Origin of the sequence: Pedobacter sp. (assembly GCF_039594775.1) — a bacterium.
Taxonomy (GTDB): domain Bacteria; phylum Bacteroidota; class Bacteroidia; order Sphingobacteriales; family Sphingobacteriaceae; genus Pedobacter.
In genome coordinates this window covers 218,113-244,361 of sequence record NZ_JBCNMT010000005.1, presented here as the reverse complement: position 1 = coordinate 244,361, position 26,249 = coordinate 218,113, and the positions used below count along the sequence as shown (strand labels likewise).

Here is a 26,249-nt window from a genome sequence, read left to right as displayed (position 1 = left end):
TTACTGATCTACTGCTTTGCGTAAAAATAAAATGAATGGTTGGATTACATGAAATGCTTTTTTCAACTTTTCAACGATATTCTTTTGATAGAAGTCTTCTTCCTTTAATGGATAGATGGAAATAAAGCTTTTCAATTTCAAGTAATCAATCATCGGATGATCTATCTCATACCCTTTTGGCGCTTTTTTCAAACTATCTTCCTTACTTAACGAAAATATTGTTTTGTACTCTTTATCGTTAACCACTTTCAAGAATTCATCCGAGCTGTAATCGATTTCTTCTCTAATACTTTTAACTACCTTGCTTTCCGGCATCCAAAATCCGGCACCGAAGAAACAGCTTCCCGGCTCTAAGTGAAGGTAGTAGCTAGGAGTAGTTGGACCATATCCCTTCACGTCAAAGGCAATTCCATAGTTTTTTTTGTAAGGCGCCTTATTAGGGCTAAAACGAATGTCTCTGTAAATACGCAATAGGCATTTTTTAGGTTCGGTATCTGCGGAAAATTGTGGATCAATACTCGAAAGCTCCTTGATTAAAGGCGTTATAAAGGTAAAAAGATCAGTTTTGGCCTCTTCGTACAGGTGCTTGTTTTTTGCAAACCATTCTCTGTTGTTATTGTCTGCCAATTCCCTTAGGAAATCGAAAGTGGATTTTTTTAGCATAGCAAATCTTTGGATGCCAATGTAGCAAATTAATCTTTGTTTAAGGAAATTTTAAGGTTTTTTAACTGCTCTAAGCTATTGTATTACTAAACAGACTAAGATCGTTTCATCATATACTAACGAATAATCGTTAACGGCTAGCATTTTTAAAAAATCTTGATTTACTTCACTAAAAACATCGCGACAATAATTGCGATGGTAACGATACAAGAAGCGATGTTATAAAAGTTTGTTTTTTTCCTAATTACAAATAGAAATGCAGCGATAGCAAATATGGCAATTACACTTGCAATCAGCGGAATAGTGATGAACTCATAAATGGCGCCAATTACTGCATTATCTAACTTTGCGATTAGTCCAGTAAAAACCAATGAGAAATAAATCAGTAAGCCAATGCTGGCAAAAAACATTTTTTTTGAAAAAGCTACCGTCTGTATCATAACGTTAATTTTTTAGTTGTAATCTTACTTAGTTCGATAATTTCTATACCAAACCATGCCTACACTGCCCGCCAAAAGAAAAGGGATGGCCAATAAATAAATCACGCCTGAATTTAAACCTTTAGTTTGTGTATTTCCATTTTTAACACCCATTTCAGCATTTGCTGTACACATGGCACATTGGGCATTAGCTTCAGGGCTAACAATGAGCACTGTGAAAAAGAAAAGTAATATGGCCAATATTTTTTTCATACTTCAAATTTAAACTAAAATTGGCGGAAGTTAATTCATTTTTAGGTAAATAATCATAAAGATACTTTATTCAGAAACTGGCAATTTATCTTTCCATTTGCGATTTCATCTACATACATTCCTAGTTTATTGTATGATTTGGCCCCGCTGATTACTTGAAGCCTTTATACTTGGGATAAGATCTCTATGAACTAATGCTGTAAGGTTTCATTGTAATTTCAACTCTTATTTATCAACATCAATTTATCTAAACATCTCAACTTCTTTATATGATCTTTTTAAAGATAAAAAGAATATACAACATTATATTCCCAGACTTCTAAAAAGCAATACAACATATGAAACAACTCACTGAAAACCAAACAAATTAACCTCCACATATCCATATAATTATTAAATTTGATTTTATAGTCATAAAACCATATACCACTAAACAAATTTTTATGTTAAAGAAAAATTACTTTTTAGCAATTGCTTTTTTTTGTTTCATTAGCGCTTGTAAAAAAAATGGACAGAACACGATTGAGAATTTTGATGTTGCAAATTATAATGTGCAACTTAAAAGATTAACTGGCAACGTAGGCAAAGTCCATAACAATGGCCTAGATGTTGCATTAAGGTCTAGTATCTTAATAACCCATAATAAGCTGCAGTTTAATAGGCGCCAAGTTCAATCACTTTTCCCAACTGCTCCAGATCCCGAAAACCCAGGTCAAGAAGCCAGTGAAAGTTCTGCACTAGCCGCATGTGAAAACTACATTAATAATCAGCCAGAATTTAGTGGACTTAACTTATCGACCTCCCCTGATGTTATGTTATCTATAAATTCATCTGCGACAATAAGAACCCCATCTCATTTATCAAATCAACTAGACTCTGTACTAAATATTCTAAATCAATATAATTTAATTTCCTCTAGAGAATTAGGTATGGTTGAAGAACTCAATGATATTTTTATTAATGGATATTCTCTTAACTTAAACCAAGCTGATGCAAATTATTATTTCGCTACGGAATTACAGGCTTTAAGAAATCAACATATGAATATTGTATGGAATGTTAATGAGGGCGAGCTATTCTTAGGTATGTTAGAAGTAGCAATAAATTCTAATATCTATTGGCATTCTAATCTTTCTAACGAAACGCAAGGATTTAGAACAAGCAAAACTATGACTTTATCCAATGAATTACTTCCAGCAGATCCGACTCTACCAGAAGAGCCATTGGTTCAGGTTGATGCAATTGGATATATTTTCGGATGGGGAAAAGCAGTTTTGTCTGATTATAACAACAACAAACTAAATCCCTCAGGACAATGGCATAGAATAGGCCAAGGTGCCTTAACAGCACTACAGGCGAGCACGTTAGGAGGTTGGCGAAAATGGTTCGGTGATGGTGATCCAGAGAACCCCTCCATTGACAACCCTGGTAACGGCTCTAACAACAACCCATTAAGCTTACCCATGCCACTTCCAACGCCTGTAATAGCTTACTGGATTTCGGTTAGTGATGCTGAAGTTAGTAACACAGTAGATAACTCATTCAGTACACCTATTTATTTAAATTCAGCAGATAATAAATATTATAGTGATGCGATTTTTAGCAATGTTGTACCAGACGGTCTTTATAAGCATCCAGAAAATTTTTACAACAACAAATTTCATCGTATAATTAACGGGCAAGTTACAGCAATATTAGCCATTGATTTTACTCCTTAGTTATTTGCTATAGTTTGTAAAGCTTATAGGTATTTTCGAAATCGAAAATACCTATAAGCTAAATAAGCAACTTAATTTATAGATCTCTGTAAAATTAGAAACGCTTAAAAATAACTGGACTATATTAAACATATCATTTCTTTCAAAAATAGGTGTGCCAAAATATACTTATGCCCCTATTAACAAAATAAGAAATGCCCAACAGTAGAAATATGGGGCCTGCCCAATAAGTTCCAAGCTGATATTTAGTTTTTTTTAATTTAATATTGATCATCGTCCTTTATTGATATTTCGTTTCCTGTTCAGTAATAAGTTTTCTTTTAACCAGATAAAATATGATGATTAATACTAAGTTCAGTGTAGCCAACACATAAACACCATCAACAAACCACATTAATATTCCATAAAGCAGGAATAAAAATGGGGAGACGATGAATTCGGTTCTTTTTCTATAATTAAACTGATAGTCACATAAGAATACCAAAATGGACAAAAGCAAGAATGCTGCAAATGCAACTTTTAATTGAAATGTGCTAGACTGTACTTTAAAAGAAAACTGACCTATGTGGTTTACTAGATAGATCGCAAAAGCAGATACTTGAAATAGTAGTGTATGTTTCATATCATAGTTGAATTACTAAAGTAGTTATATAACCAGCTTACTTATAAAAGTAAGTAATAATTACCAATCATATATATTCTAAAAAACAGCCTGGCTATTCACCAGACTGTTTTATTAATTATTAATCTAACTCACAAAATCTCTACTTTCTGAGCGTTTCATAGAAATATGTTATGGTTAGGTGTAAACTATTGCCCTAGTCTACCATATAACATGTTATTAGGATTAGCTACGGATTTAATCGCACCAATTGGGAATTTAACCGTGTTACTACTACTGCTTGCCCAAGCAATGGTAAACTCCCTTTCGTCACCAGCTCCAAAAAGATCATTTACTGGTGCAACTTGTGTTGCTCGGGTATTCCAGTTATTGCCACCATCAATACCGATGCGTTTAAAAAAGATGCTGTTTCCTTGTCTTCGGTATTCATAGGTAGCAGAGGCTACAAAGCTTGATGTACCAGACGTATAAGCAATATAAAATATCGCCGTTGTACTGTTGGTAAAACCAAAGTACATATTGGTAATATTTCTACTAGAGGCAGTGAACAAAGTTCTGACCTGATCAAAAATATGAACATTTGCGGTCACTCCTGGAATAGTTGCGCCCGAAACTAATTTTTTAAATGCCTTATTATAGGCAAATACTGATTCAATATTATATAATGGCGTTCCACTATTCAATATTTCTTGGTTGCTGCCATCTGTAAAAATCAGATTTACCTTGGTGCCTGCATAGGAAATTGCTTTGATTACTTTCCCAGCAAATGGTACAAATAACGGTCTTACCAAACTTAAATCAGTTGTGGTATAGTAGTAAGGCGAGGTTTTACTACTGGTTACTTCACCTGTGGCATCCACGTAACTAAACTTAATGGCTTTAGAAGCATAATCTACCTCTATAGCTAGTTTATTGGCTTGTGCATCTAACGCGTAAGAAAACGCATAATTGGTATTGTAAACGTTTGAAAAACCCGTTGAGAAGGTATTTAACCCGCTACTTTGATAAGCCTGTTGTTCTGTATTGGTGGCTTTGATCAACACTAGCGGCAAGCTGTATTTTTTACCTGTAAAGAATAGCGAATCGCCTCTTTTTCCTTGATAAGAAAATTCAACATCGCTTCTAAATCCCTGACCTGCTGTTCCGCCTGCTACATCTGGTACTGGATCTTGCAATAGCGAAATATGATTGTAGGTATCAAAAATTAGCGAGGCTACCCCTGTTGGTGAAACACGGTAAGTTGATTCCTTTAAAGTAGAACCCGTAGTCGTTGAAAAATCGCCTACCATTTTTACTTTATTATCATCAGTAAACTGAAAATAAAAACCATATCCACCCTTTAGTCCCGTTTGTAATCCCGCTTTCCAGCCATATTGTGCGCTGGTTAGGTCCTTTCTAATCATTGCCAGCGTATCGGCCATTCGCCCTTCTGGTGAATCTGCAAATAAGTTATCTACTTCCGTTTTTCGGCAAGCCGAAAGTGCCAACAATAACACTCCCGCATATAAAAAATATCTTTTCATATCTATTTCAATACTATTGGTCCATAAAAATAATTTGCTGCCACTCCTTTTTCAGTAAAACCGGCAAAGGTCCTATACAGTGGATTAGTAGGTGTTATTCCAGTAGGTAGCCAATCCGCAACAAATATGCGGTTTGTAAGATATGGCAATAAATACTGTTCAAAAAATGGCTTCATACTTGCAATCTGCCCATTCCCATGGTTTGTAGTTGTTCCCTCGGGAAGCACTTTAGCAAATGTGACCTCTCCGTTTGCAGAAACTATCTTGGTTGAAAAGTTATAATCTCCGCTATAGTTTGTTGTATTTGTTGTATTTGAAAATCCAATGCGTAACGTCATTGTCGTGTCCGAGGTGAACATCAATTGCATTGTCTTTGGAATATACTTGGTATTTGCGGTTTGTGTAGAAACGGCCGTCACATAGTTATTCCACATGGTGGTAAAAGTTGTAGATCTGCCATAGGTGGTATAATGTGCAGCCGCAGGATCTATGGTTAACGTGCTTACTTTGTTGTTAACTAACCAAGCTGCAAAAGTTTGAGTTAAGTCTACTGGATCTGTTGCTCCGTATTTCGTTTTTAACACATTTTGAATTTCTGCCTGCAATGCTCTAAAATCAATTCCGAAAGCATCTTTAAAGTATTGAACCACCATCGCTTCTTTTCTTCTCAGCTTTCGTTGCGCACTTGCTGGGGCACTCACTACATAATTATCAAACCAAATTTGCCCATGCACCAATAAATGTGCGGTCATTTCTGCAAAGTCTTCTCCATAATTAGAACGAGCGTATCGACTTATAAAGCCTAATTGCATTGCCAACACTTCTGTATTAGCATCGTTAGTCCATTCTTCGGTATAATCTGCCTTGGTTACCTGTGTAAATTCTGGTGGAATGATAACGTTTTGATTAAGGATGTGCGTGAATTCATGGTGAATGGTTCTCAACTTCCTTCTTACGCCATTTTCTCCTTCTACATCGGTAAGGTTAAAGCCATTTACGCCATATAAAGTTACTTTACGCCCGCCATCGGCTGTACCTAAGGTTACTGAGCCGTTTGAATTATATGCTACAGATCCATACAGTACATACTGTTTAGGGCAAAGTTTTTTGATAAATGCTTTCCCAGCAATTTTTTCATACGGCAATAAATAATTGTCTAAAACTGCCGACATGATAGGCTGCACCTTGTCTAAATCAACTGGCGAGATATCTTTTGCCGGATCAGCTAAGTTTCTATCAAAGCGATAAACTACTTCAATATTATATGGATTGGTTATATTGGTCATTAACCAGTTGTCAACGCTGTTCGGCGTGGTCACATCAGAATTGTATTGATTCATATCAACACTCACATTGTCTTCTTTTTTACAAGAAGAAATGATCAATACAAAAGCCGAAAGCCAAAATATTATTTTATTTTTCATCTTCTTTACTATTTGAGTTTACCTTGGATTTGGTGTAATACCTGCTGCGATCGCATCTTGCGGAATTTGGAAGGTACGTCTTGGATCATTGGCTTCTAAAATTTTGAAAGTCTCTGTTCCGTCTGTTGCAAGGAAGTTGTGTTTTACAGGCAATTTGTATCTTAAAATATCCATCCAACGGATACCTTCTTGCATAAATGCAACACGCTTGGTTTGTAGCAATGCTTCAATCATCGCTTGTTTTGCATCTGTTAAGTTAAAATACGTTTTCGCTTTATCTACCGTTAAACCATGAGTATTTACATTATAGTTCACAATTCTAGTACTTGCAAAATCATTTAAATCCTTGATGGCATTGGTATAATCTTCTCTTTGAATGTAGGCTTCGGCCCTGTTCAACAATGCTTCATCAGCAGTTAAAATAGGTGCCATGATATAGGGTAATCCAGTATTAGATTGTGTGTTGGTGATGTAAAAATATTCGTTAAACTTATTCGTAGTGTAATTTGGTGCGCCACCATTTGTACCTACTCTATTTCTAAAAGATGCTCCAAAGACTGTTACAACAGAATAAAAACTTCTCACCGTTTCTCCAAAGCTATAACGGGCACGGGTTGCTCCACTGGTTCGTTGAAAAACAGAGTAAGTATTGGCCAGCAGTAAATTCCAAGATTTCTCTGCTTTGGTATACTCAACTGGATGCTCTGCAAAAGTTAAGTTATAAAGCGAACCTGTATACTGTCTGATGTTGGATTTAAAATTACCATCGGTATAAATAGCATTAGCATGCGCAATTACCTTTGGCCAATCACCTTTAAACAAATAAAACCTTGTGGCGAATGCATGTGCTGCCTGCTCCGTAAAATGGTAATGCGGCACTTGATATTTAGCTCCAACTAAAAGCGGCAGACCTTCTTCCAAATCCTTTTCTATTTGCGCATAAGTTGAAGCTACCGTTCCTCTTTCATAAACTGGTCTGGTCACCGTTTCAGGAGTTAGCGGATAAGGAACCCCCAAACCTGCATTAGCACCATTAATTTCATAAGCTGGCGAGAAGAAGGTTACCAACATAAATTCTGCGTAAGCACGTGCTACTAAAGCCTCGCCCTTATACTGATTTGCCGCTGCGCCAAAGTTATTTTCGCGAATAGCCTCCAATGCTTGGTTTGCTGCCGCAATAGCTCTATAACAAGCATTCCAATACTCAGATGGTGTACCGTTTCCTGTGCCTACCACTACGTTCCAGTTATAGAGGGTTGGAAAAGGTTCGTTAACATGGGTACTAAACCCACCCGTTTTGTCTTCTGCATTATCAGAGGCAACTTCAGCAAAAGTAAAATAATTTCTATCCGGGTAAGCTGTTACCAACAACTGTCCCAATTTTTCAACCGTATTGATTTCGGTCCTCATATCTGGATTAACATCCAAGTATTTTTTACAACCAGTGCCTATGCTTAAAAGGCAAACTGCGAGCAAACTATTTTTTAATATTTTATTCATGATGATGTGTCCTTTAAAATCCTGCTTTAATCGATAATGTATACTGTCTTGGTATTGGCATGGCTACACCTCCGTTGTTAAAAAACTCAGGATCTGCACCATTTAATCGCTTATCAGAGTACAACAGAGCAATGTTATTGCCGACTAAAGAGATTTGAGCATTAGTCATTTTTAATAAGGATGCGATTTTTTGCGGAATACTATAGGTCAGCGTTACATTTTTCAAACGTACAAAATCACCTTTAGCTACACGTTGATCCGAATAATTATAAGCGTTATAGGCATACCTTGCATCTACAGTTTCGCCATTTGGTCTAATGATTCTATTGCCAGCCACAAACGGTTCAAGAATAGCTGGGATATTGGTTTTATTCTCATCGCCTGGGAACAACCAACGGTTAGCCATCGATTTTGATATCGAATTCAGATCGCTATAAGTCGAGGCATAACTAGGTTGCAAGCGAATATAATTACCAGTGGCGAAAGTAAACAGGGCTGATAAGGTAAATCCTTTATAGGCAACCTGGTTATAAAAACCACCTGTTAATACTGGATCTACAGGACCATGATATACTAAATTAGAAACATCAGTAGTGTTTTGGAAATAGATATATGGTTCTTTTCTGGTACCATCTAGCCCTATAAATGTAGGATAACCATATTTTGGATTAAGGCCATCAAATTTAATAGAATACAAACCACGCTGCGACTTACCTAGTAAAGGTGCACCTTCTGCTCTCACTAACGACCAAATGCTTGGATTAACTTCTAAAGCGGTAACCTTGTTAGTGTTGTGGGCAAAGTTCAATTGCGTTCTCCACTTAAAGCCTGATTGGGTAGCCACAGGATTTCCAACAATGGTAAACTCAAAACCAGAAGCGGTCATTTTACCATAATTGGCATACTTCGTATTTTGTCCGCCAACACCAGATGTCCTTAAATTTCCTAACAGGTCAAAGATATTACGCTTGTAATACTCCATCGTTACATTCAATTTATCTTTAAACAAACCGAAATCACCCCCGATATTTAGCTCATACAACTTTTCCCAGGTTAACTCGCTATTGGCTAAACTAGAGATATATACCGCAGTTTCTTTTTCGTTTTCATAAGGACGATAGGTGGTACGGTTAAAATACAATACAGAAGAATTGGAGGCATCCCCTGGGTTTGCGACCAAACCATAGGTTCCTCTTAATCTTACTGAGCTCAGCACATCATTTTTAGGATAGAATTCTTCCTCATCAATGGTCCATGCACCAGATACGTTCCAAGTTGGCAACCATCTTGAGGCCGTTGATCCTTGTCCCATTCTGTTAGAACCATCGTAGCGGAAGGTTGCATTTACAGAATATCTGTCATCATAGCTATAGGCGGCCCTACTCATAAATGCTACATTTCGCTCTTGAGTAAGAGACATACCAAAATATGGATCACCTCCTTCGCTAGCCTTCTTGAAATAACGGTAGTTAGAATTTACCAAACCTCCGTTGCCAAATTGGTAACCTACGCCATCATAATCGGAATTTCTTCTGTCTGTATAACGCACCTCCATGGAACCAAAAAGGTTTAAGCGATGCTTTACGTTAAAAGTTTCATCAAATTCTAAGTTTTGACGGAAGTAGTAGTTTTTGATGCTGTTTAGTGAAGTGTTATAAAAACCCCCTTCTGGCAATATCACCCTCGCAGGATCATTCGGAAAATCAGGATCTTTATATAGAAATAAGTTGGCATCATTAATCACAGCGTCGCCATTTGCTCTAAATGCAGAAGCCATGTTAGAACCTTCTAAAGCACTATGGTTTCTTTCTGAAGAGGCGTAACGATAAGCACCATCAACCGAATAGGTAAGTTTTCTCGGGATAATTTGATATTTTACACCACCTTGCAGCTTTAAATCAATAAGTTTCAGATTTAAATAGTTAGTGTTTAGCTCATTTAAAACATTGAAAGGTGCATAGTTCCTAGTGAAATACTCCAAGTTTCCATTTTCATCATAAGGAGTAATCAACCTACTGGTATTTAATGCATACGAATAAGGGTTGATATCAAAATCTCTAGAATATTGACCATAAACTGGATCTGATTGTCTAGTTAAAGTTCCTGGAGCACGTTGGTCACGGATGGAACCGTTCATCAATAAATCAACAGTTAAACGATCGTTAAACTTTACAGTATGCGTTACATTACCCGTAAAACGTCTTACTTTATCCGCAATAGTTTGACCATTATCTGAAGTAAAACTAGTTGAAAAATAAGATTGCGCTTTTTCAGTACCCGAAGTTGCACTTAGTGAATGCTCTTGCAAAAGCGAGTTTTTAAAAAGCACATCGAACCAATTGGTATTGGCGTTTGCATATCTGCCTAGAAAATCTAATCTTGATTGCAATGTATTTTTTAACTTAAATGAATCACTTGAAGAATCATAATCATACATCTGATTGTACATCTTATAAAAGATCCCGCCGGTGGATATCCGTGAAACTTGCGCATGATCAAAATAGCCTTTGTTTTCCATTTCCATCAAAACAGACATTTGTTCGCCCGAGTTCATGATATCAAATTGACTATAATTAGGTCTTAAGTAGGTAGTTAAAGTACCTGAATAATTGATATTAGCCCTACCTTGGGTATTTCGTCCACGTTTAGTGGTTACTACAATTACACCATTCATTGCTCGTGCTCCGTACATAGCGGTTGCAGCAGCATCTCTAAGGACGGTAAATGAGGCAATATCATCTGGGTTTAAACCCGCTACAGAAGATCCCAAAAGTGTATTGGCATCTCCTGTAGATAAGGCCTCATTAGAAATGTTTACCACATCTTCTAGGATAATTCCATCTACTACCCATAAAGGTTTGTTATCGCCTGATAGTGAGGTAGCACCACGAACACGGATTTTAGGCGCCGCTCCAAATGTACCTGAAACGTTTTGCACAGATACACCAGCAACCTGGCCTTCTAACATTCTAGAAACATCTGGGATACCGCTTCTTTCAACGTCCTTGGCATTAATTTTTGAGGTAGAACCCGTAAATAGTTTTCTATCTAAATTTTGATAACCCGTTGAAACAATATTAACTTCTTTTAACTGGCTAGCGTCTTCTTCAATAGAAACATCTATTTTAGTTCTGCCATTGATACCAATTTCTGTGGTTTTATAACCAATAAAGCGAAAAACCAGCACCGCATCTTCTGCCGCGGTAATTTGGTACTCGCCCTTCTCATTGGTAACTACTGTAGTAGTAGTGCCTTTAATGGTAATGCTAACTCCAGGCATCGGTAAACCGTCCTTTTTGTCTCTTACGATACCGGTAACTTTGATAGTGGCAAAGTAATCTACAATTTTTTCAAAAATTGATTTTTCTCGGGGCTTGATGAGAATTGTCTTGTCTTCTATAGAATAGGTTAAGTCTTTTCCAGAAAGGATTTTATCCATGACTTGCTCTACAGAAACGTTATTGAAGCCTGCTGTTACAACCGTATTGCTCTTCATTTTGTCGGTTGACACCAATACGTCGTAACCAGCTTGCCGTTTTATTTCCTTAATAACTCTTTCTAAAGTTGCTTTCTTTTCTTTAATAGTTACCAACTGCCCGTAGGTAGCAGCGCTTACTTGAAGAAAGGAGACAAGCAATATCACTGTAACTAATTTCATGATCAATAAAAATTTTGGTAGGTAGCCAAAATGCCTACATAGAATTTTGGTGTAATTTCTATACATTTGATAGTCTGTTTTTTTGCAGCTTCTCCGTAGGTGCTAAACACCACTGAGATTTTGCGGTTAATCCAATAAAATTGATTCCTGATACGCCAATATTTTAGGAATGGGTTTAAACAGATACTAGAAAAGGGGGTGTTACGAGCACCTCTTTTTCTTTTGTACTTGACGTTAAATTGGGCGGGATTAGGTTTGTTGAGTTCTTTTCATTTTTTAAATAGTTTGTTGGTTAGTTGATTTATTTTAACGCTAGTTAGCGCTCAGTTTCTTTATAAACGGTTATTTTATTTTTATTGATTTCAAATCTCACTTCTCCGGTCTGTTCAAATTTCCTCAGTAATTTCGAAACATTTTCAAAACGGCTAATACTTCCGTAATACATTACGTCCTTAGCGCTAGCATCAGCATATTCGATCTGCACATTGTACCATCGGGCTATTTTACGCATGATGCTTTCCTGTCTCTCATTATTGAACATGAAATAGCCATTTTTCCAATCAATAGCTTCATCGGCGTCAACTTCTTTAATATTGATTCCCTTTGCATTGAGAATCGACTGTTCTCCAGGTTTCAAAACATTTGCCTGTTCTCCGGCCAAATAAGGCACTACTTTCACGCTACCTTCCAATAAAGTAGTTTTTACCTCGCTTTCATCAGCGTAGGAATTGATGTTGAAATGTGTGCCTAAAACTTCTACTTCTTGTTTGGCTGTTTTTACAATAAAAGGGTGTTCTTTATCTTTTGAAACTTCAAAATAGGCCTCTCCTTTTAATTCAACAATACGATTTTTACCTTTTGCGAAAGAAATTGGATAGGTCAAAGATGAAGCGGCATTTAGCCATACCGATGATCCGTCTGGAAGTTTGATTTGCCAAACACCTCCTTTTGGAGTTTCTATGGTATTATAAGTATCGTCTTTCGTAGCTCCCGATGAGATTTCTTCAAGAACGTTATAGACTAGCTGACCATCAGCAGTTTTGGTAATGGACAAACCTGCTTCTTTAGCCACATTACCATTATTAACATCACTTAGAGAAATTTTACGTCCATCGGCCAGTACCAAAATGGCTTTGTTACTTCCCGGCAACGCATCAGAAGCATAGCTGCGCTGTTTGTGAAATAAAGATTTACTTCCGCCAGAATATAAATAAATCAACGAGCCCAATGCAAGTAAAATTACCGCTGCTGCGGCCCATCTGAAAAATACTGTACTGCGAGAAAGCTTAACTTGTTTTTTTGGAAGAATTTGCTGCTGTTTATTTAGTTTCTTTTCAAATCTCTCCGCTACTTGTTTATCATCTAAATTAGCCAACGGGCTAGCTTGCCCCGACAAATGCCATACTTTTTCTACACTATGATAGAAAGCCTCATTTTCCGCGGATTGTTTACGAAATTGATCAACTTGGGCTTTACATTCCAAATCATTCGGGTATTCCAAATGTCTTGCAATTAAGGCAAGTATTTCTGGCTGGTTGGTCATTTTGTTTGTTTAGTACTCCCTATGACAAACAGTAAACAAAAAACCCCTAGTCGTCTACAAACTTTTTTTAAAAAAAGAATAAAATCTGGAATAGCTTTATGGAATTATTGATTTCTATATTCCGCTTTTTGAGCATAGCTTCTCTCAAAAGCTTTAATGCATTGGCAATATGATTTTCTACGGTTCTTTCGGAAACGTCCAACTTCATTGCGATTTCTCGATACTTCAATCGCTCAAACCTATTCATTTTGAAGATTTCCTTACATTTTGGAGGTAGCTTCTCAATTTCGTCAAATAAGCATACAATCAATTCATTCTCTTCGTCCAACTGATCGGCTTGATCTTCCGTAAATTCATCAGCAATTTTCTGATGATGTTGCTCTAAATTCCGTTGCCTATTTATATAATTAATGGAGGAATTGATTACCGAGCGGTATAAATAGGATTTAATGGATTGAATTTGAGTAAAATCGGCTGAACGTTCCCATATTTTCAGAAAAACATCTTGGACAATTTCCTCGGCTACATAAATATCTTTTACATATTTATCGCTTTCAATGATTAGCCTCTTAAAATATTGGGTATAGAAGTCTGTAAAGGCTTTTGTATTGCCTTTTTCCAACATTAGTTGTAAACTTTCTACAGTTCCTTTGCCCACACTTCTGAATAATTAATAGTTGCTATGTTCTAAGATAAGAATTAAAGCAAAAAGCTATAGATTTTTTACAAAATCATACGCTAAAAATTCAGTTTACCGTGTTATAAAGGACTTAGAGTTGTATGATAATGCCCTAGTGTACGTAATAAGGAGAAATCATTAAATAAACAATTACTCCGGTAACGGCCACATATAACCACATTGGGAAAGCAATCTTCGCTATTTTCCTATGTTTATCAAAACGTTGGGCCAATGCCTTTACGTAAGTGATCAACACAAACGGAATGATGATGATAGATAATAAGATATGGCTAATTAAAATGAAGTAGTAAACGTATTTAATAGCCCCTTCGCCACCAAACTTTGTAGAATCAGAAGTCATGTGATAGGCTACGTACATGCCCAAGAACAATACAGATAATACGATAGCAAATTTCATCAGATTTTCGTGAAGCTTACGTTTGCCATTTTTGATAGCCCAAATGGCTACAAGTAATACCACTGCTGTAACGCCATTGATGGTAGCATAAATAGGAGGCAAAAAGCTTAGCGGCTGTACATCATATCCTAATTTTTTCAAATTAACACCAAACAACAAAGCCACTAATAGCGGAATAGCTACCGAAAGGACTACAATCCATTTGTTATATTTTTGTTCTAATGTATTTTCCATCTTTATTTAATCCTTACGCTTTATTCTTTTATCTGCCGTCTTTGATATTTCTTAGTTCTTCGGCAATGAGTACTTTAATTTCGTCGTCTAATTTAGATAAGGCTTCTTGATTGCTGGCTTCGTAGAAACCTCTGATGCGGTGCTGAGAGTCCAACAGGACAATTTTATTGCTGTACAGAAATTTCCGTTCGCTTTGAGTGCTATTGTCAACCGCATCCAATAGCAGTGAGTGTTTCACCAATTGATTTAAGGATGCGGTATCCCCTATCAAAAAGTCCCATTTCCGAGCTACCGCATTTTGTACCCTAGCAGCATTGGAAATAGCCTTAAGATCATCTTTGCTATCTACACTGATGGTAGCCAAGTGTACCATATGGTTATTTTGGTACATCTCATTAAAACCTTGCATGGCTTTCATTGACATTTTAGCACCATCAGAATTCACCTGTGTATAAAAAAGGTTCAGCACTACTACTTTCCCTTTCCATGCTTGCAAATTAACTGTATCTCCGTTTTGGTTAGTCAGGGCAAAATCATCCACTAAATGATAAATAGTATCTGGAATTTGCTTTCCTCTTACAGAGTGAAAAGTTGACGCTACCTGTTTTGGACCATAAATAGGTAAAGGTTTATATCGGTTTTTACCTTTGTCCTGTAGTAAATAATATAAAAATCCCGGTACCGCTAATATGGTGACCAGGATTAATATCTTTTTGATATGATTATACTTCATCTATACTTTTGGCATGTGCAAATGAAGATAGCCGCCTTCAATTAGCATCAATACAATAAAGTAAATGATAAAAACGAAGGAAACGGTTAGCGATAATTGCAATCCCAATTTCTCGTATTTAAGGTGCATAAAATACGCCACAATGTAAAAGGCTTTCAATAGGGTTAGCAAAATGTAAACATAATTACCAACCGATTGCGACATATGGCCTCCAGGGATTGCCCATAATGCTATAATAAACTCAATTACGGTAATGAACAAAAGGATGAAAAACACTTTCCAAATTTTGCCTTTCGACATTGAAGCATGCTCTCCGTGGCCGTGTTCTTCTGATGTATGTGTGTGATGTTCTGACATAATAAATCTCTTTAAAACTAATTAAACCAAATAGAAGAAGGTAAATACGAATACCCAAACTAAGTCTACAAAGTGCCAGTAAAGACCTACTTTTTCAACCATTAGATAATGTCCGCGTCTTTCGAAAGTACCGTTAATTACCATACATAGGATAATGATATTGATGACCACACCACTAAATACGTGGAAACCGTGGAAACCTGTAATGGTAAAGAACAAGTTAGCGAATTGTTGTGCAGATACTGCGGAGACCTCTCCATCAAAGAATTGTCCTAATTCCTTAGGGATTTGGCCCCACCAGAAACCTTCGTGGTGTAAGTGAGTCCACTCAATAGCTTGACAGCCTAAGAACATGAAACCACCGATGATGGTTGCTACCATCCACCAAATTACTTCTCTTTTAGACCTTCTGTGCCCTGCTTCTACGGCTAATACCATAGTTACAGAACTCATGATCAATATAAAAGTCATTATACCTACGAAAACCAAAGGATAACCGTGGTCTGCGAAACCAGGGATAGATTGGAAAACCAAATCCGGATCTGGCCAAGCAAACTTGCTAAATCTTTGCGCTCCATAATAAACCAATAACGATGAGAATGTGAAGGCATCTGACAACAAGAAAAACCACATCATTATTTTACCATACTCTACCGACCACGGCGAACGACCGCCGGCCCATGGGGTTGTTTTAACTTGGTCTAACTTCGATAATGAATCCATTTAATATTAGTATAATAGTTTGTTAAAAAATTAACTGTTCAAAAGTAAAAAAACATATAGATATATCCATAAGATATCTATAAAATGCCAAAATATTGAGGTAACGTCCTGACGATAGGTAGCTACCTCTGGAGAAACCTTTTTATAATTGCCTATAAGGCTGCTGGTCACAAAGCCTAAACCTGCTACAATATGTAAAAGGTGAAAACCTGATACGACATAAATTATGGAAATAGCCGCATTATTGTTCACCAATACTGCTCCAGTTTGGTAAAGGCCTACCCAACCTTGAAATTGCAATACGCCAAAAACAATACCTAAAACAAAAGTAAGCCATAATAACATTCTTTGCTTACCGGTATCGCCGCTTTTTAATGCTCTTGCAGCCATGAACAAACATACACTGCTAAGAACTAGCACGCCAGTGCTGTAGGTAAAAACTTCTGGTAAAACTAAACCATGCCCCTTACCTTTTGAGGCCATAAAAACAAGGTAATAACTGGTCCATCCGCCAAACATAATGGTAGAAGAAACCACAAACAACCAAACCACAAATTTTTTGGGTTTGAAGTTGAACGCTACGTTCTCTTGCTGCATTGTACTCACCATCTTTATACTACTAAATCAAACAATAAAATTAACTGTACCAAAGGGATGTAAAAGAATGAACAAAACATCACTTTTCTGGCACTTGCCAAATCCATTTTCACCACCAACTGATAGGCATACCAGCTGAACAATAATCCAAGTACTACTGAAACACCAGCAATATAATAGCCGCCAAAACCGTAGAAAGTTGGCAACAAACTTACTGGAATTAATATCAGTGTACTGGCAAAGGTAAAAATTGCACTAGTTTTATCTCTTTTTTTGGTTGGCAACAACCTAAATCCTGCTTTGCTGTAATCTTCATCCAAAACCCAAGCAATAGACCAAAAGTGCGGGAACTGCCATACAAATTGGATAAGGAATAAAATCAGTGCGATTTGTAAATCAATCTGCGGGCTATCTTTTGGTAGCACAAATTCTATACCTTCGCTACCTAATCCCGCAAAATAACCAATTAGCGGAGGTAACGCTCCTGGAATGGCACCTACAAAAACCGCAATTGGCGACTTTCTTTTTAGTGGCGTATAGGCAAAGGCATAAAGTAGGATGGAAAAAACGGAAAGTAAACCGGTTTCTAAGTTCAGTTTACCTAATAACCATGTACCTAAAATTCCCATGACCAACCCTGAAACCAAACCCTGTCCTGTGGTCATACGACCTGCTGGCATTGGTCTGTCTTTGGTTCTAGTCATCAACCTATCCAAATCAACCTCAATAATTTCGTTAAAGCAATTTGCTGCACCAGTCACCAAGAAACCACCTACAATCAAAATCAACCAGTTTTCCCAATTGATCCCGTCGGCCATGTCTCTTGAGATCTGAATCTTTTGAGCAATTAAAAACGTAACAGACGCAGAAAACACCACTAAGAATGTTAGTCGGAATTTTATGAGTTTTGAAAAATCTGAAAAAAACTGTTTCAATTTTTAATATTTAAGCGGCTTTATAGGTTTTCGTCCTATAAACCAACAAGTACAAATAATATTGCAGACTAAACATAATGGTCGAAAACAAAATGTGTACCGCCTGCGCATAAGGTGGTAAACCTAGGTAGGATAACAAAAACCCAGAAACAATCTGAACAATTAATGTTACCATTAGGTAGTTGGCCGTAATTAACGGCCAAGCTTTGCCGCTAAAGCGGTCAATCACCATTTTATAAACAATAAAATTGCTAATACCTACCAAAATAGCCAAGTCTCTGTGGTAAGAGAACACACTGCCTATTTTAGCTACCCACGTATTCCTTCCATTGTATTGAAGCGACTTTGCAATGCTGTCCACTGCTTCCCTAACCTCCGTTCCTAAAATAATTTGTAGAACAGAAATAACGATAGTAAACAACAAAAACCCCTTCAACCACATGATACGATACATGATTACCGTTGGTTCTTTGTGTAACTGCTTAGCGTAATTGTAGGTATAGATGGCAATTCCCAAAATAACCAGAGCCAACAGCATATGTACTGTTACTACCCATTGTGTTAAATTGGTAGATACCACAATGGAACCCAACCAAGCTTGATAGCCCACTACAAAGATATTCAACCAGCTGAGTACAATAATTCGTTTGGCCTTCTTCTTATATGCAAATGAAAAAATTGCAGTTAACAAAAGAAAGATTCCCAAGATTGCACCGGTAAGCCTGTTGACATATTCTGTCCACGTTTTTGCGGCATTAAACTCTTCATGCACCAATATAGACCGATCATTTCTAATGCTATCAGCTAGTTGATGCTTGCCCATACTTTCCAAGTATTTGGCGAACTTCTCGTTTTTCTTCTTCCTTCCTTCTACGTATTTCGTTTCGTAATCGGGAGGAAGCTGTTTTACGGAAGTAGGTGGAATATATTGATCAAAGCACTTAGGCCAGTCTGGACATCCCATACCTGAACCAGTACTACGAACAATACCTCCCGCCAAAATAACCACCAATGTGGCTATGATGGTAATTAAGTTTATTCTAATAAATCTACTTTCAGATTTAGCAATCATTGAATGTGTGATAGATTTATAAAAATAAGGTACCTGTAAATGTTAAAACACTTTGCAGATACCTTATTACATATTTTAGACAAAGTTCGGCGCAGTGCTTATTCCTTCACTGGCTTATTTGCAGCTTCCCATTCTTTTTGTATGCGCTCTGCTTCTTCGTTACCCTCAAAGTCATGAGGTAAGTTAGAGCTCATTGTTTGAGAGAAAGGAACTGTTTGAGGAATAAAATCTTCCTCGGCTCCTGGCTTACTATAGTCATATGGCCAACGGTATACTGTAGGAATTTCCCCTGGCCAGTTTCCGTGCAAATGTTCTACTGGAGTAGTCCACTCTAAAGTGTTAGCATTCCAAGGATTTTGAGGAGCTTTTTTACCTCTAAAAATCGAATAGAAGAAGTTAAATAAGAAAGCTACTTGAGCTAAAGCTGCAATAATAGCAGACCACGTTACAAATACGTTAACTGTTAACCATTTGTTCATGAACTCAAACTCGGTAAATGCATAGTAACGACGAGGTACACCATCTAAACCTAAGAAGTGTAGAGGGAAGAATACCAAGTAGGCACAGATGAAAGTTACCCAGAAATGCAAGTAAGCTAATTTAGCATTCATCATTCTGCCAAACATTTTAGGGAACCAGTGATAAACACCAGCCAACATCCCAAAAATGGCCGCAGAACCCATTACCAAGTGGAAGTGAGCTACTACAAAGTAAGTATCGTGTAAGTTAATATCTAATGAAGCATTACCCAAGAAAATACCGGTCAAACCACCAGAGATGAAGAAAGACACCAAACCAATAGCGAACAACATCGCTGGCGTAAATCTGATGTTACCTCTCCATAAAGTAGCTAAATAGTTAAAGGTTTTTACCGCCGAAGGTACCGCAATAATCAACGTAGTGATCATAAACACCCCACCCAATAATGGGTTCATACCTGTTACGAACATGTGGTGACCCCAAACGATGAAAGATAGAATAGTAATACCCATCAATGAATAAACCATCGCATGGTAACCAAAAATCGGCTTTCTAGCATTTACAGAGATGATCTCAGAAGAGATACCCAAAGCTGGCATGATTACGATATATACTTCAGGGTGGCCTAAGAACCAGAATAAGTGTTGCCACAAAATTGGAGAACCACCTTCGTTAGGTAAAATCTGAGTACCAAATACTAAATCTGATAAATAGAAACTTGTACCAAAGCTACGGTCGAATACTAAAAGTACCACACCAGCTACCAATACCGGGAATGACAAAATACCTAAAACTGCAGTTAGGAACAAAGCCCAAATGGTTAAAGGCATTTTCCAAAGGTCCATACCTTTTGTACGCATGTTCAAGATTGTACTTACGTAGTTAATACCACCCATTAAAGATGATGCTACGAAAAGAACCATACTGATCAACCACAAGGTCATACCGATTTGCGAACCAGGCATTGCTTTAGGGACTGCCGAAAGCGGTGGATAAACGGTCCAACCAGCACTAGCAGGTCCAGTTTGCGTAAAGAAAGAGCCCATCATTACTAAACATGCGGTTAGGAAGAACCAGTAAGAAAGCATGTTCAAAAATGGAGATGCCATATCTCTAGCACCAACCTGTAAAGGAATTAATAAGTTACTAAAAGTACCACTTAAACCAGCTGTTAGTACAAAGAATACCATGATGGTACCGTGAATTGTTACTAACGCCAAGAAAAAGTCTGGCTTTATTCTTCCACCTTCAGCCCATTTACCTAAAAATGTTTCTAATAAAGGAAAAGATTTGTCTGGCCAAGCAAGCTGGATCCTGAATAGGATCGATAAAAGCATTGCGATAACTGCCATAATGATACCAGTTATTAAAAACTGCTTGGCAATCATTTTGTGATCTTGACTAAATACATATTTAGTTAAGAACGTTTCATGGTGATGGCCATGTCCATGATCGTCGTGGTGTGTATCGTGTAATGATATTGTTGACATAATAAGGTTTTTCCAGTATTATTATTTTTTTAAAGCTAATTGGTTGTTTACATCTAAGGCTACCTTAGCAGCTGTAGCTGCAGTATCCGCAGGAGCTTGTTCAGCTGCTGGAGCTGCCTCAACTGGAACAGGTAATTTAAATGCCTTTCTTAAGTCGTTGGTTAAATAAGGTGTTTGTTTAGTTAACCACTCTTGATATTCCTTTTCACTTACAACTCTTACATTTTTCTGCATGTTAAAGTGGTTTGCTCCACAAATTTTAGCACACAATAAAATATAATTGAATTTAGGATCATTAAGTTTAGCCTTCATATCCTCAGTAGTAATGGTAGGCGTAAACTCAAAGTACGAGGTCATACCAGGCACAGTATTTAATTGCACCCTGAAATGAGGCATATAAAAACTATGGATAACATCTTTACTAGTCAAGATAAAACGAACTGGCTTGTTTACAGGAATTACAATTTCCTCAGCCATTAAATCATCTAAACTGTTTTTATCTGTAAAATCAATACCTAAGCTATTGGTTGCAGTAATTAACTTATAGTTTTTCTTGCCCACAATAGCATCAGCTCCCGGGTAACGAATTTCCCATAAGAACTGAGACGAAGTTACCTCAATATTAATCGCTCTATTTTTAGGATCTTCTACTTTGTAGAAAATAGATCTCCAAGTTAAGAAGCCCTTCAATACCAATAAGGTTAACACCAAAGCAGGAACAATTGTCCAAATTTTCTCAATGGTGTTATTATGAGGGTAGTAATAAGCTTTTCTCTTGTCAGATGCTCTGTAGAAATAAGCGAATGCAAAAAGAACGATGTGTGTAAGAATAAACACGATAGTAGTAATGACCAATGTTAATTTAAACATTTCATCAATACGCTGACCATGCTCAGATGCCGCTTCGTGCATATGAGAAATCATTCTACCATGAACTGAATATTCCCAATATACACCGTATAAGCCTACGATTAAGAATAGAGCAAATATTACAGCGTTTACAGTATTCCAGTTGATTCCTTCCGGCTTACCTTGCGTTTCGCGGGTTAATTCATATACTTTTAATGCTTTACCTACAATTGCAATGAATAAACATAGAAGCAAAAACATTAGCACATAAAATATTGCATTTTTATGTACCGGACCCATGTCTACAGGTTTAGCCGTTGCGGCTGCTGCTGCTTCTTGAGCAAAGGCATTAGCGCTTGAGAAAACAGTAAATAATACTGCTAACGCTGCCATTGTTTTATTAACGATTAATTTTCTTAAACTCATTTTCTTTAAAAGTAGTACGATGTACTGTAGTTATATTACTTATTTATTGTAAACCGTATTTTTTATTATAAGTGGTGGTTTAAACTCTCTTGTAAAAACGGATGGTTTTTTGCCACTAAAGGTTTTTTGCTTAATGCACTTAATACTGTATAAGTAAATAAGCCAACAAAGCCAAGTGTGATGCCGATTTCTAAAATACCGAATCCGCTACCACTTTTTGTTCCAAACTCGAACACTCCCGGCATAATCATTTGGTAATAATCTACCCAGTGGCCGCATACTACAATAATAGATACAACCAATAGGATATTTTCACTTCTCTTGTTATCGCGGTCCATTAATAATAATAGCGGAGATAAGAAGTTCAACACGATGTTAAGGTAAAACCAAAACTCGTAGCTATTGAAACGTTTGTAGAAGTAAACAGTTTCCTCAGACATGTTCGCATAGTAGATCAATAGGAATTGAGCAAACCAAACGTAAGTCCAGAAGATAGAGAAACCGAAGATAAACTGACCTAAGTTATGTAGGTGGCTATTGTTTACCCAGCTCATGTATCCTGCTTTTCTCAATAAGATAATCACGATAGCGATGATAGCTAAGGTACTTACCCACATTGAAGCGAAGTTATACCAACCGAACATGGTAGAGAACCAATGTGCTTCTAATGACATGATGTTATCGAAAGCAAAAATCGGTGTTGTAAATCCGTAGATTACTAAGAAGATACAAGAGTATTTGAAACTTTTATTGTATGAAGTTAATCCTCCCGTTAAATCTTCATTATACGACCACTTGGTTACAAAATGAGCAAAAATTGCGTAAGAACCCATAAATACTACCTGTCTGATCATAAAGAAAGGCACGTTTAAGAATACTGCTTTACCTGCAATGATGCTGTCATAATGAGGCGAGTTAGGGTCTGTCAACCCTTCTGCATGCCAGTGGTGATAAAGATTGTGTGTGTATAATCCCATTCCGGTAATAACGATTAGGATTAACGCTGCAAAAGGCAAGTTTTTTGCCATGGCTTGCGGTACACGTAATATAGATGCTGACCATCCTGCTTGAGCAACAAACTGTATTGCTAAGAAAAAGGTGGCAGACATACAAACACATGCAAAGTAATAGCCCATCAACAATAGATTGGCAAAAGTACGCTCATGTGTAATTTCGTCACTGTTAAAGAATAAGCCATAAGCTATGGTTAAGATACCAATAACGATACCAACAATACTCAGGATTTTTACTTTCCCAGTAAACTCAAATTGTTCACTTAAATTATAATGATGAGTTCCCATTTATATCTGCTTTTCTTATTGTATTTTTTGTAATTGTTGAACATACATCACCACTTTCCATCTTTCTTCTGGACTAAGTTGTGAAGCATGAGACCCCATTGCATTCAAACCATACATAATGGTATGATAAATTTTTCCAGCTGGCATATCTTTCATTAAACCACCGCGAGATGAATTTGCATCAGCGCCGTGATAAGCAGGTACACCTGAGATACCTTTATCTAATTTTACGATATGGCCTTGACCGTCGCCTTTCTCGCCGTGGCAAGGTGAGCAGAAAACAGTATAAAAATGCTTTCCTTCAAGTAGGTTCTTCTCTGTTAAAGCTAGAGGATTTACCAATGCCGCAGAAGCCTCATATCCTTCTTTAGTATTTGGATACTCATATCGGATAAAATCAACCGGATTAGTATTTGGAGGTGGCGTTTGCGACGTTGCTCCGTTCGCAAAGTTTTTATTAGGCTGATCCTGATTGTAAGCAATCGGGTCATACATATTCCTTGCGTATTCTAAACCTGTACTTTTGTTATCTCTACAGGCCGAAAGCATTGCTACAGAAGCTAGTAAGCTAAATGCTCCTAAAACAATCTTATTCTTATTCATAGCTAATATACTTCCTTTCATTATGCTTAACTTCTAAAGCGCCTGCACCTTTTAAAAGTTCATCGATTTTTTCGTGTTCTGTATTTTGTTTGGCATCAATTGCAATGACAAAACGATCGTCGGTTGCACGTAAGTCCATTACCCTTGGTGCTCTTCCTGGAAACAAATGGGTTGAGGCATAATATGAACCTACTAAACCAAATGCACAGAATAGAATGGTTAACTCAAATGTAATTGGAATAAAATCTGGCAATGCAAAGTGCGTTTTACCTCCAATGTTTACTGGCCAATCTACTACGGTAGCTAAATAAACTCCAGTAAGCATGGTTATTGTACCTGTAATTCCGAAAAAGAAAGCGGCAATATCCAATCTAGATCTTTTAACTCCCAATTTCGCTTCGATACCGTGAATAGGCATAGGGGTATAAACATCATATATAGAGATGTTGTTCTCCTGCAATTTCTTGATGCCTGTTAGCATCTCATCAGGATCTCCAAAGCTGCCTAAAATATATTTGATATTACTCATTGTTATATTTTTGCGTATTCTTCTTGTTTAACACTATCAAATTTCTCTAAAGATTCAATGTACTCTTGTACTTGCTCTTTATCTAAGTTTCCTTCTTTAATCAATTTCATCTTAGATTGCTCACTTGAGCTCTTCAAGATCATTTTAACCTCTGCAATTGCAATTGAAGGTAAAACTCTTAAGAACAATAGGAACAAGGTAAAGAATACACCGATTGAACCTACAAACACACCCACATCTACCCAAGTTGGAGAGAACATGGTCCAGCTCGAAGGAAGGTAATCACGGTGTAGTGAAGTTACGATAATTACGAAACGCTCGAACCACATACCGATGTTTACTACAATGGATAATACCCAAGTTGCAGCAATGTTGGTACGGATTTTCTTGAACCATAGTAACTGCGGAGAAATTACGTTACAAGTCATCATTAACCAGTATGCCCAAGCAAACGGACCAGCAATACGATTTTGGAACGCGTATAGCTCATATTGTGAACCTGAGTACCAAGCAATGAATAACTCTGTTAAGTAAGCCACACCTACAATCGAACCTGTTAAGATGATGATCTTGTTCATTGATTCGATATGGAACATGGTGATATAGTTTTCTAAACCTAAAACCTTACGTACAACCAATAATAAGGTTAATACCATGGCAAAGCCTGAGAAAATCGCACCCGCAACGAAGTAAGGAGGGAAAATGGTGGTGTGCCATCCCGGAATTACCGAAGTTGCAAAGTCCATAGATACGATGGTGTGTACCGAAAGTACTAGTGGAGTTGAAATACCTGCTAAGATTAATGATACTGCCTCAAAACGTTGCCAAGTTTTTACGCTACCTGTCCAACCAAATGAGAAAATAGTATAGATTTTTTTGCGAACGCCTGTTGCTCTATCTCTAATGGTAGCGATATCTGGCAATAAACCTGTGTACCAGAATAACAATGATACCGAGAAATAAGTAGAGATCGCAAACATATCCCACACTAGTGGAGAGTTAAAGTTTACCCAAAGTGAACCAAACTGGTTTGGCAAAGGAAGTACCCAATATGCTAACCATGGACGTCCCATGTGTGATACTACGTATGTTGCGGCACAAATAACGGCGAAAATAGTCATCGCCTCTGCCGAGCGGTTGATGGAGTTACGCCAGTTCTGACGGAAAAGTAATAGTACTGCGGAGATTAGCGTTCCAGCGTGACCAATACCTACCCACCATACGAAACCGGTGATATCCCAAGCCCAACCTACTGTTTTATTTAAACCCCAAGAACCAATACCAAACCAGAAGGTATAGCCTACTGAAACTACCCATAAAGTAGCTCCACATAGTGCAAGGATAAATCCAATCCACCAAGCCTTGTTAGGTTTATTTTCTACCGGAGATAAGATCTCTTCCGTAATTTGGGCATACGTGATGTCCTTTCCGGTGATTAAAGGTTCCCTTAAAATTGATTCGTTATGTCCTGCCATATTCT

General features: G+C 37.2%; 23 protein-coding genes. 1 reads left to right on the top strand and 22 read right to left on the bottom strand.

From position 1 onward, the window contains the following. The 3 genes from ABDV71_RS14010 to ABDV71_RS14000 form a co-directional block, all read right to left on the bottom strand. Entirely contained in the window at positions 1-663 is a 663-nt protein-coding gene (locus tag ABDV71_RS14010; RefSeq protein WP_343533586.1) for a DUF2461 domain-containing protein, read from the bottom strand. 161 nt (positions 664-824) lie between these two features. After that, positions 825-1,103, bottom strand: a complete 279-nt coding sequence (locus tag ABDV71_RS14005) for a hypothetical protein (protein ID WP_343533584.1) — start codon at positions 1,101-1,103, stop codon at positions 825-827. A 24-nt stretch (positions 1,104-1,127) separates the two neighbouring features. After that, positions 1,128-1,355 (bottom strand): hypothetical protein, encoded by a 228-nt coding sequence (locus tag ABDV71_RS14000; protein ID WP_343533582.1) that lies wholly within the window; start codon positions 1,353-1,355, stop codon positions 1,128-1,130. Positions 1,356-1,798: 443 nt separating this feature from the next. Here ABDV71_RS14000 and ABDV71_RS13995 point away from each other — a divergent pair, with 443 nt between their 5' ends. Then, positions 1,799-3,073, top strand: a complete 1,275-nt coding sequence (locus ABDV71_RS13995) for a hypothetical protein (RefSeq protein WP_343533580.1) — start codon at positions 1,799-1,801, stop codon at positions 3,071-3,073. 810 nt (positions 3,074-3,883) lie between these two features. Here the strand turns inward: ABDV71_RS13995 and ABDV71_RS13990 are convergent. The 19 genes from ABDV71_RS13990 to nrfD all read right to left on the bottom strand — a co-directional run bounded on the left by ABDV71_RS13990 (position 3,884) and on the right by nrfD (position 26,244). Then, a complete protein-coding gene (locus tag ABDV71_RS13990; RefSeq protein ID WP_343533578.1) occupies positions 3,884-5,218 on the bottom strand; it encodes a DUF4302 domain-containing protein in 1,335 nt (444 codons plus the stop codon). A 2-nt stretch (positions 5,219-5,220) separates the two neighbouring features. Next, positions 5,221-6,642 (bottom strand): substrate import-associated zinc metallohydrolase lipoprotein, encoded by a 1,422-nt coding sequence (locus ABDV71_RS13985; protein ID WP_343533576.1) that lies wholly within the window; start codon positions 6,640-6,642, stop codon positions 5,221-5,223. 18 nt (positions 6,643-6,660) lie between these two features. Next, on the bottom strand, positions 6,661-8,142 hold the full coding sequence (locus ABDV71_RS13980; protein ID WP_343533574.1) for a RagB/SusD family nutrient uptake outer membrane protein: 1,482 nt from the start codon (positions 8,140-8,142) through the stop codon (positions 6,661-6,663). 13 nt (positions 8,143-8,155) lie between these two features. Continuing rightward, on the bottom strand, positions 8,156-11,800 hold the full coding sequence (locus ABDV71_RS13975) for a SusC/RagA family TonB-linked outer membrane protein (RefSeq protein ID WP_343533572.1): 3,645 nt from the start codon (positions 11,798-11,800) through the stop codon (positions 8,156-8,158). Between the two features lie 316 nt (positions 11,801-12,116). Next, positions 12,117-13,343 (bottom strand): FecR domain-containing protein, encoded by a 1,227-nt coding sequence (locus ABDV71_RS13970; RefSeq protein WP_343533570.1) that lies wholly within the window; start codon positions 13,341-13,343, stop codon positions 12,117-12,119. A 67-nt stretch (positions 13,344-13,410) separates the two neighbouring features. Then, positions 13,411-14,001 carry an RNA polymerase sigma-70 factor gene (locus tag ABDV71_RS13965; protein WP_343533568.1) on the bottom strand — a complete coding sequence of 197 codons (591 nt, stop codon included), beginning with the start codon at positions 13,999-14,001 and terminating at the stop codon, positions 13,411-13,413. A 133-nt stretch (positions 14,002-14,134) separates the two neighbouring features. Then, positions 14,135-14,674 (bottom strand): DUF420 domain-containing protein, encoded by a 540-nt coding sequence (locus ABDV71_RS13960; RefSeq protein ID WP_343533566.1) that lies wholly within the window; start codon positions 14,672-14,674, stop codon positions 14,135-14,137. A 28-nt stretch (positions 14,675-14,702) separates the two neighbouring features. Next, a complete protein-coding gene (locus ABDV71_RS13955) occupies positions 14,703-15,407 on the bottom strand; it encodes an SCO family protein (RefSeq protein WP_343533564.1) in 705 nt (234 codons plus the stop codon). Beyond that, positions 15,408-15,764 carry a cytochrome C oxidase subunit IV family protein gene (locus tag ABDV71_RS13950; protein ID WP_343533562.1) on the bottom strand — a complete coding sequence of 119 codons (357 nt, stop codon included), beginning with the start codon at positions 15,762-15,764 and terminating at the stop codon, positions 15,408-15,410. Between the two features lie 21 nt (positions 15,765-15,785). Beyond that, positions 15,786-16,487: a cytochrome c oxidase subunit 3 gene (locus tag ABDV71_RS13945; RefSeq protein ID WP_343533561.1), complete on the bottom strand. Its 702-nt coding sequence runs from the start codon at positions 16,485-16,487 to the stop codon at positions 15,786-15,788. 30 nt (positions 16,488-16,517) lie between these two features. Continuing rightward, a complete protein-coding gene (locus tag ABDV71_RS13940) occupies positions 16,518-17,084 on the bottom strand; it encodes a cytochrome c oxidase subunit 3 (RefSeq protein ID WP_343533560.1) in 567 nt (188 codons plus the stop codon). A gap of 14 nt (positions 17,085-17,098) precedes the next feature. Next, positions 17,099-18,019, bottom strand: coding sequence for a heme o synthase (gene cyoE / locus ABDV71_RS13935; RefSeq protein WP_343533558.1), 921 nt, complete (start codon positions 18,017-18,019; stop codon positions 17,099-17,101). Positions 18,020-18,029: 10 nt separating this feature from the next. Next, positions 18,030-19,091, bottom strand: a complete 1,062-nt coding sequence (locus ABDV71_RS13930) for a COX15/CtaA family protein (protein ID WP_343533556.1) — start codon at positions 19,089-19,091, stop codon at positions 18,030-18,032. 98 nt (positions 19,092-19,189) lie between these two features. Continuing rightward, positions 19,190-21,061: a cbb3-type cytochrome c oxidase subunit I gene (locus tag ABDV71_RS13925; RefSeq protein WP_343533554.1), complete on the bottom strand. Its 1,872-nt coding sequence runs from the start codon at positions 21,059-21,061 to the stop codon at positions 19,190-19,192. A gap of 21 nt (positions 21,062-21,082) precedes the next feature. Continuing rightward, positions 21,083-22,303 (bottom strand): cytochrome c oxidase subunit II, encoded by a 1,221-nt coding sequence (locus ABDV71_RS13920; RefSeq protein ID WP_343533552.1) that lies wholly within the window; start codon positions 22,301-22,303, stop codon positions 21,083-21,085. A 98-nt stretch (positions 22,304-22,401) separates the two neighbouring features. Next, entirely contained in the window at positions 22,402-23,637 is a 1,236-nt protein-coding gene (locus tag ABDV71_RS13915) for a quinol:cytochrome C oxidoreductase (RefSeq protein ID WP_343533551.1), read from the bottom strand. Positions 23,638-23,652: 15 nt separating this feature from the next. Then, on the bottom strand, positions 23,653-24,240 hold the full coding sequence (locus ABDV71_RS13910) for a cytochrome c (protein WP_343533550.1): 588 nt from the start codon (positions 24,238-24,240) through the stop codon (positions 23,653-23,655). Next, positions 24,233-24,769 (bottom strand): DUF3341 domain-containing protein, encoded by a 537-nt coding sequence (locus tag ABDV71_RS13905; protein ID WP_113648413.1) that lies wholly within the window; start codon positions 24,767-24,769, stop codon positions 24,233-24,235. Before ABDV71_RS13905 ends, ABDV71_RS13910 begins: the two co-directional genes overlap by 8 nt. A 2-nt stretch (positions 24,770-24,771) precedes the next feature. Beyond that, positions 24,772-26,244, bottom strand: a complete 1,473-nt coding sequence (nrfD, locus tag ABDV71_RS13900) for an NrfD/PsrC family molybdoenzyme membrane anchor subunit (protein ID WP_343533548.1) — start codon at positions 26,242-26,244, stop codon at positions 24,772-24,774. Positions 26,245-26,249: the final 5 nt, after the last annotated feature.

Coding starts and splice junctions, on each gene's coding strand:
- ABDV71_RS13960 (WP_343533566.1), bottom strand. CDS start 14,674: ATGGAAAATACATTAGAACAAAAATATAACAAATGGATTGTAGTCCTT.
- ABDV71_RS13995 (WP_343533580.1), top strand. CDS start 1,799: ATGTTAAAGAAAAATTACTTTTTAGCAATTGCTTTTTTTTGTTTCATT.
- ABDV71_RS13970 (WP_343533570.1), bottom strand. CDS start 13,343: ATGACCAACCAGCCAGAAATACTTGCCTTAATTGCAAGACATTTGGAA.
- ABDV71_RS13940 (WP_343533560.1), bottom strand. CDS start 17,084: ATGCAGCAAGAGAACGTAGCGTTCAACTTCAAACCCAAAAAATTTGTG.
- ABDV71_RS14005 (WP_343533584.1), bottom strand. CDS start 1,103: ATGATACAGACGGTAGCTTTTTCAAAAAAAATGTTTTTTGCCAGCATT.
- ABDV71_RS13925 (WP_343533554.1), bottom strand. CDS start 21,061: ATGTCAACAATATCATTACACGATACACACCACGACGATCATGGACAT.
- ABDV71_RS13910 (WP_343533550.1), bottom strand. CDS start 24,240: ATGAATAAGAATAAGATTGTTTTAGGAGCATTTAGCTTACTAGCTTCT.
- ABDV71_RS13945 (WP_343533561.1), bottom strand. CDS start 16,487: ATGGATTCATTATCGAAGTTAGACCAAGTTAAAACAACCCCATGGGCC.
- ABDV71_RS14010 (WP_343533586.1), bottom strand. CDS start 663: ATGCTAAAAAAATCCACTTTCGATTTCCTAAGGGAATTGGCAGACAAT.
- ABDV71_RS13950 (WP_343533562.1), bottom strand. CDS start 15,764: ATGTCAGAACATCACACACATACATCAGAAGAACACGGCCACGGAGAG.
- ABDV71_RS13930 (WP_343533556.1), bottom strand. CDS start 19,091: ATGATTGCTAAATCTGAAAGTAGATTTATTAGAATAAACTTAATTACC.
- ABDV71_RS14000 (WP_343533582.1), bottom strand. CDS start 1,355: ATGAAAAAAATATTGGCCATATTACTTTTCTTTTTCACAGTGCTCATT.
- ABDV71_RS13905 (WP_113648413.1), bottom strand. CDS start 24,769: ATGAGTAATATCAAATATATTTTAGGCAGCTTTGGAGATCCTGATGAG.
- ABDV71_RS13980 (WP_343533574.1), bottom strand. CDS start 8,142: ATGAATAAAATATTAAAAAATAGTTTGCTCGCAGTTTGCCTTTTAAGC.
- ABDV71_RS13915 (WP_343533551.1), bottom strand. CDS start 23,637: ATGGGAACTCATCATTATAATTTAAGTGAACAATTTGAGTTTACTGGG.
- ABDV71_RS13975 (WP_343533572.1), bottom strand. CDS start 11,800: ATGAAATTAGTTACAGTGATATTGCTTGTCTCCTTTCTTCAAGTAAGC.
- ABDV71_RS13920 (WP_343533552.1), bottom strand. CDS start 22,303: ATGGCAGCGTTAGCAGTATTATTTACTGTTTTCTCAAGCGCTAATGCC.
- ABDV71_RS13990 (WP_343533578.1), bottom strand. CDS start 5,218: ATGAAAAGATATTTTTTATATGCGGGAGTGTTATTGTTGGCACTTTCG.
- ABDV71_RS13955 (WP_343533564.1), bottom strand. CDS start 15,407: ATGAAGTATAATCATATCAAAAAGATATTAATCCTGGTCACCATATTA.
- ABDV71_RS13985 (WP_343533576.1), bottom strand. CDS start 6,642: ATGAAAAATAAAATAATATTTTGGCTTTCGGCTTTTGTATTGATCATT.
- nrfD (WP_343533548.1), bottom strand. CDS start 26,244: ATGGCAGGACATAACGAATCAATTTTAAGGGAACCTTTAATCACCGGA.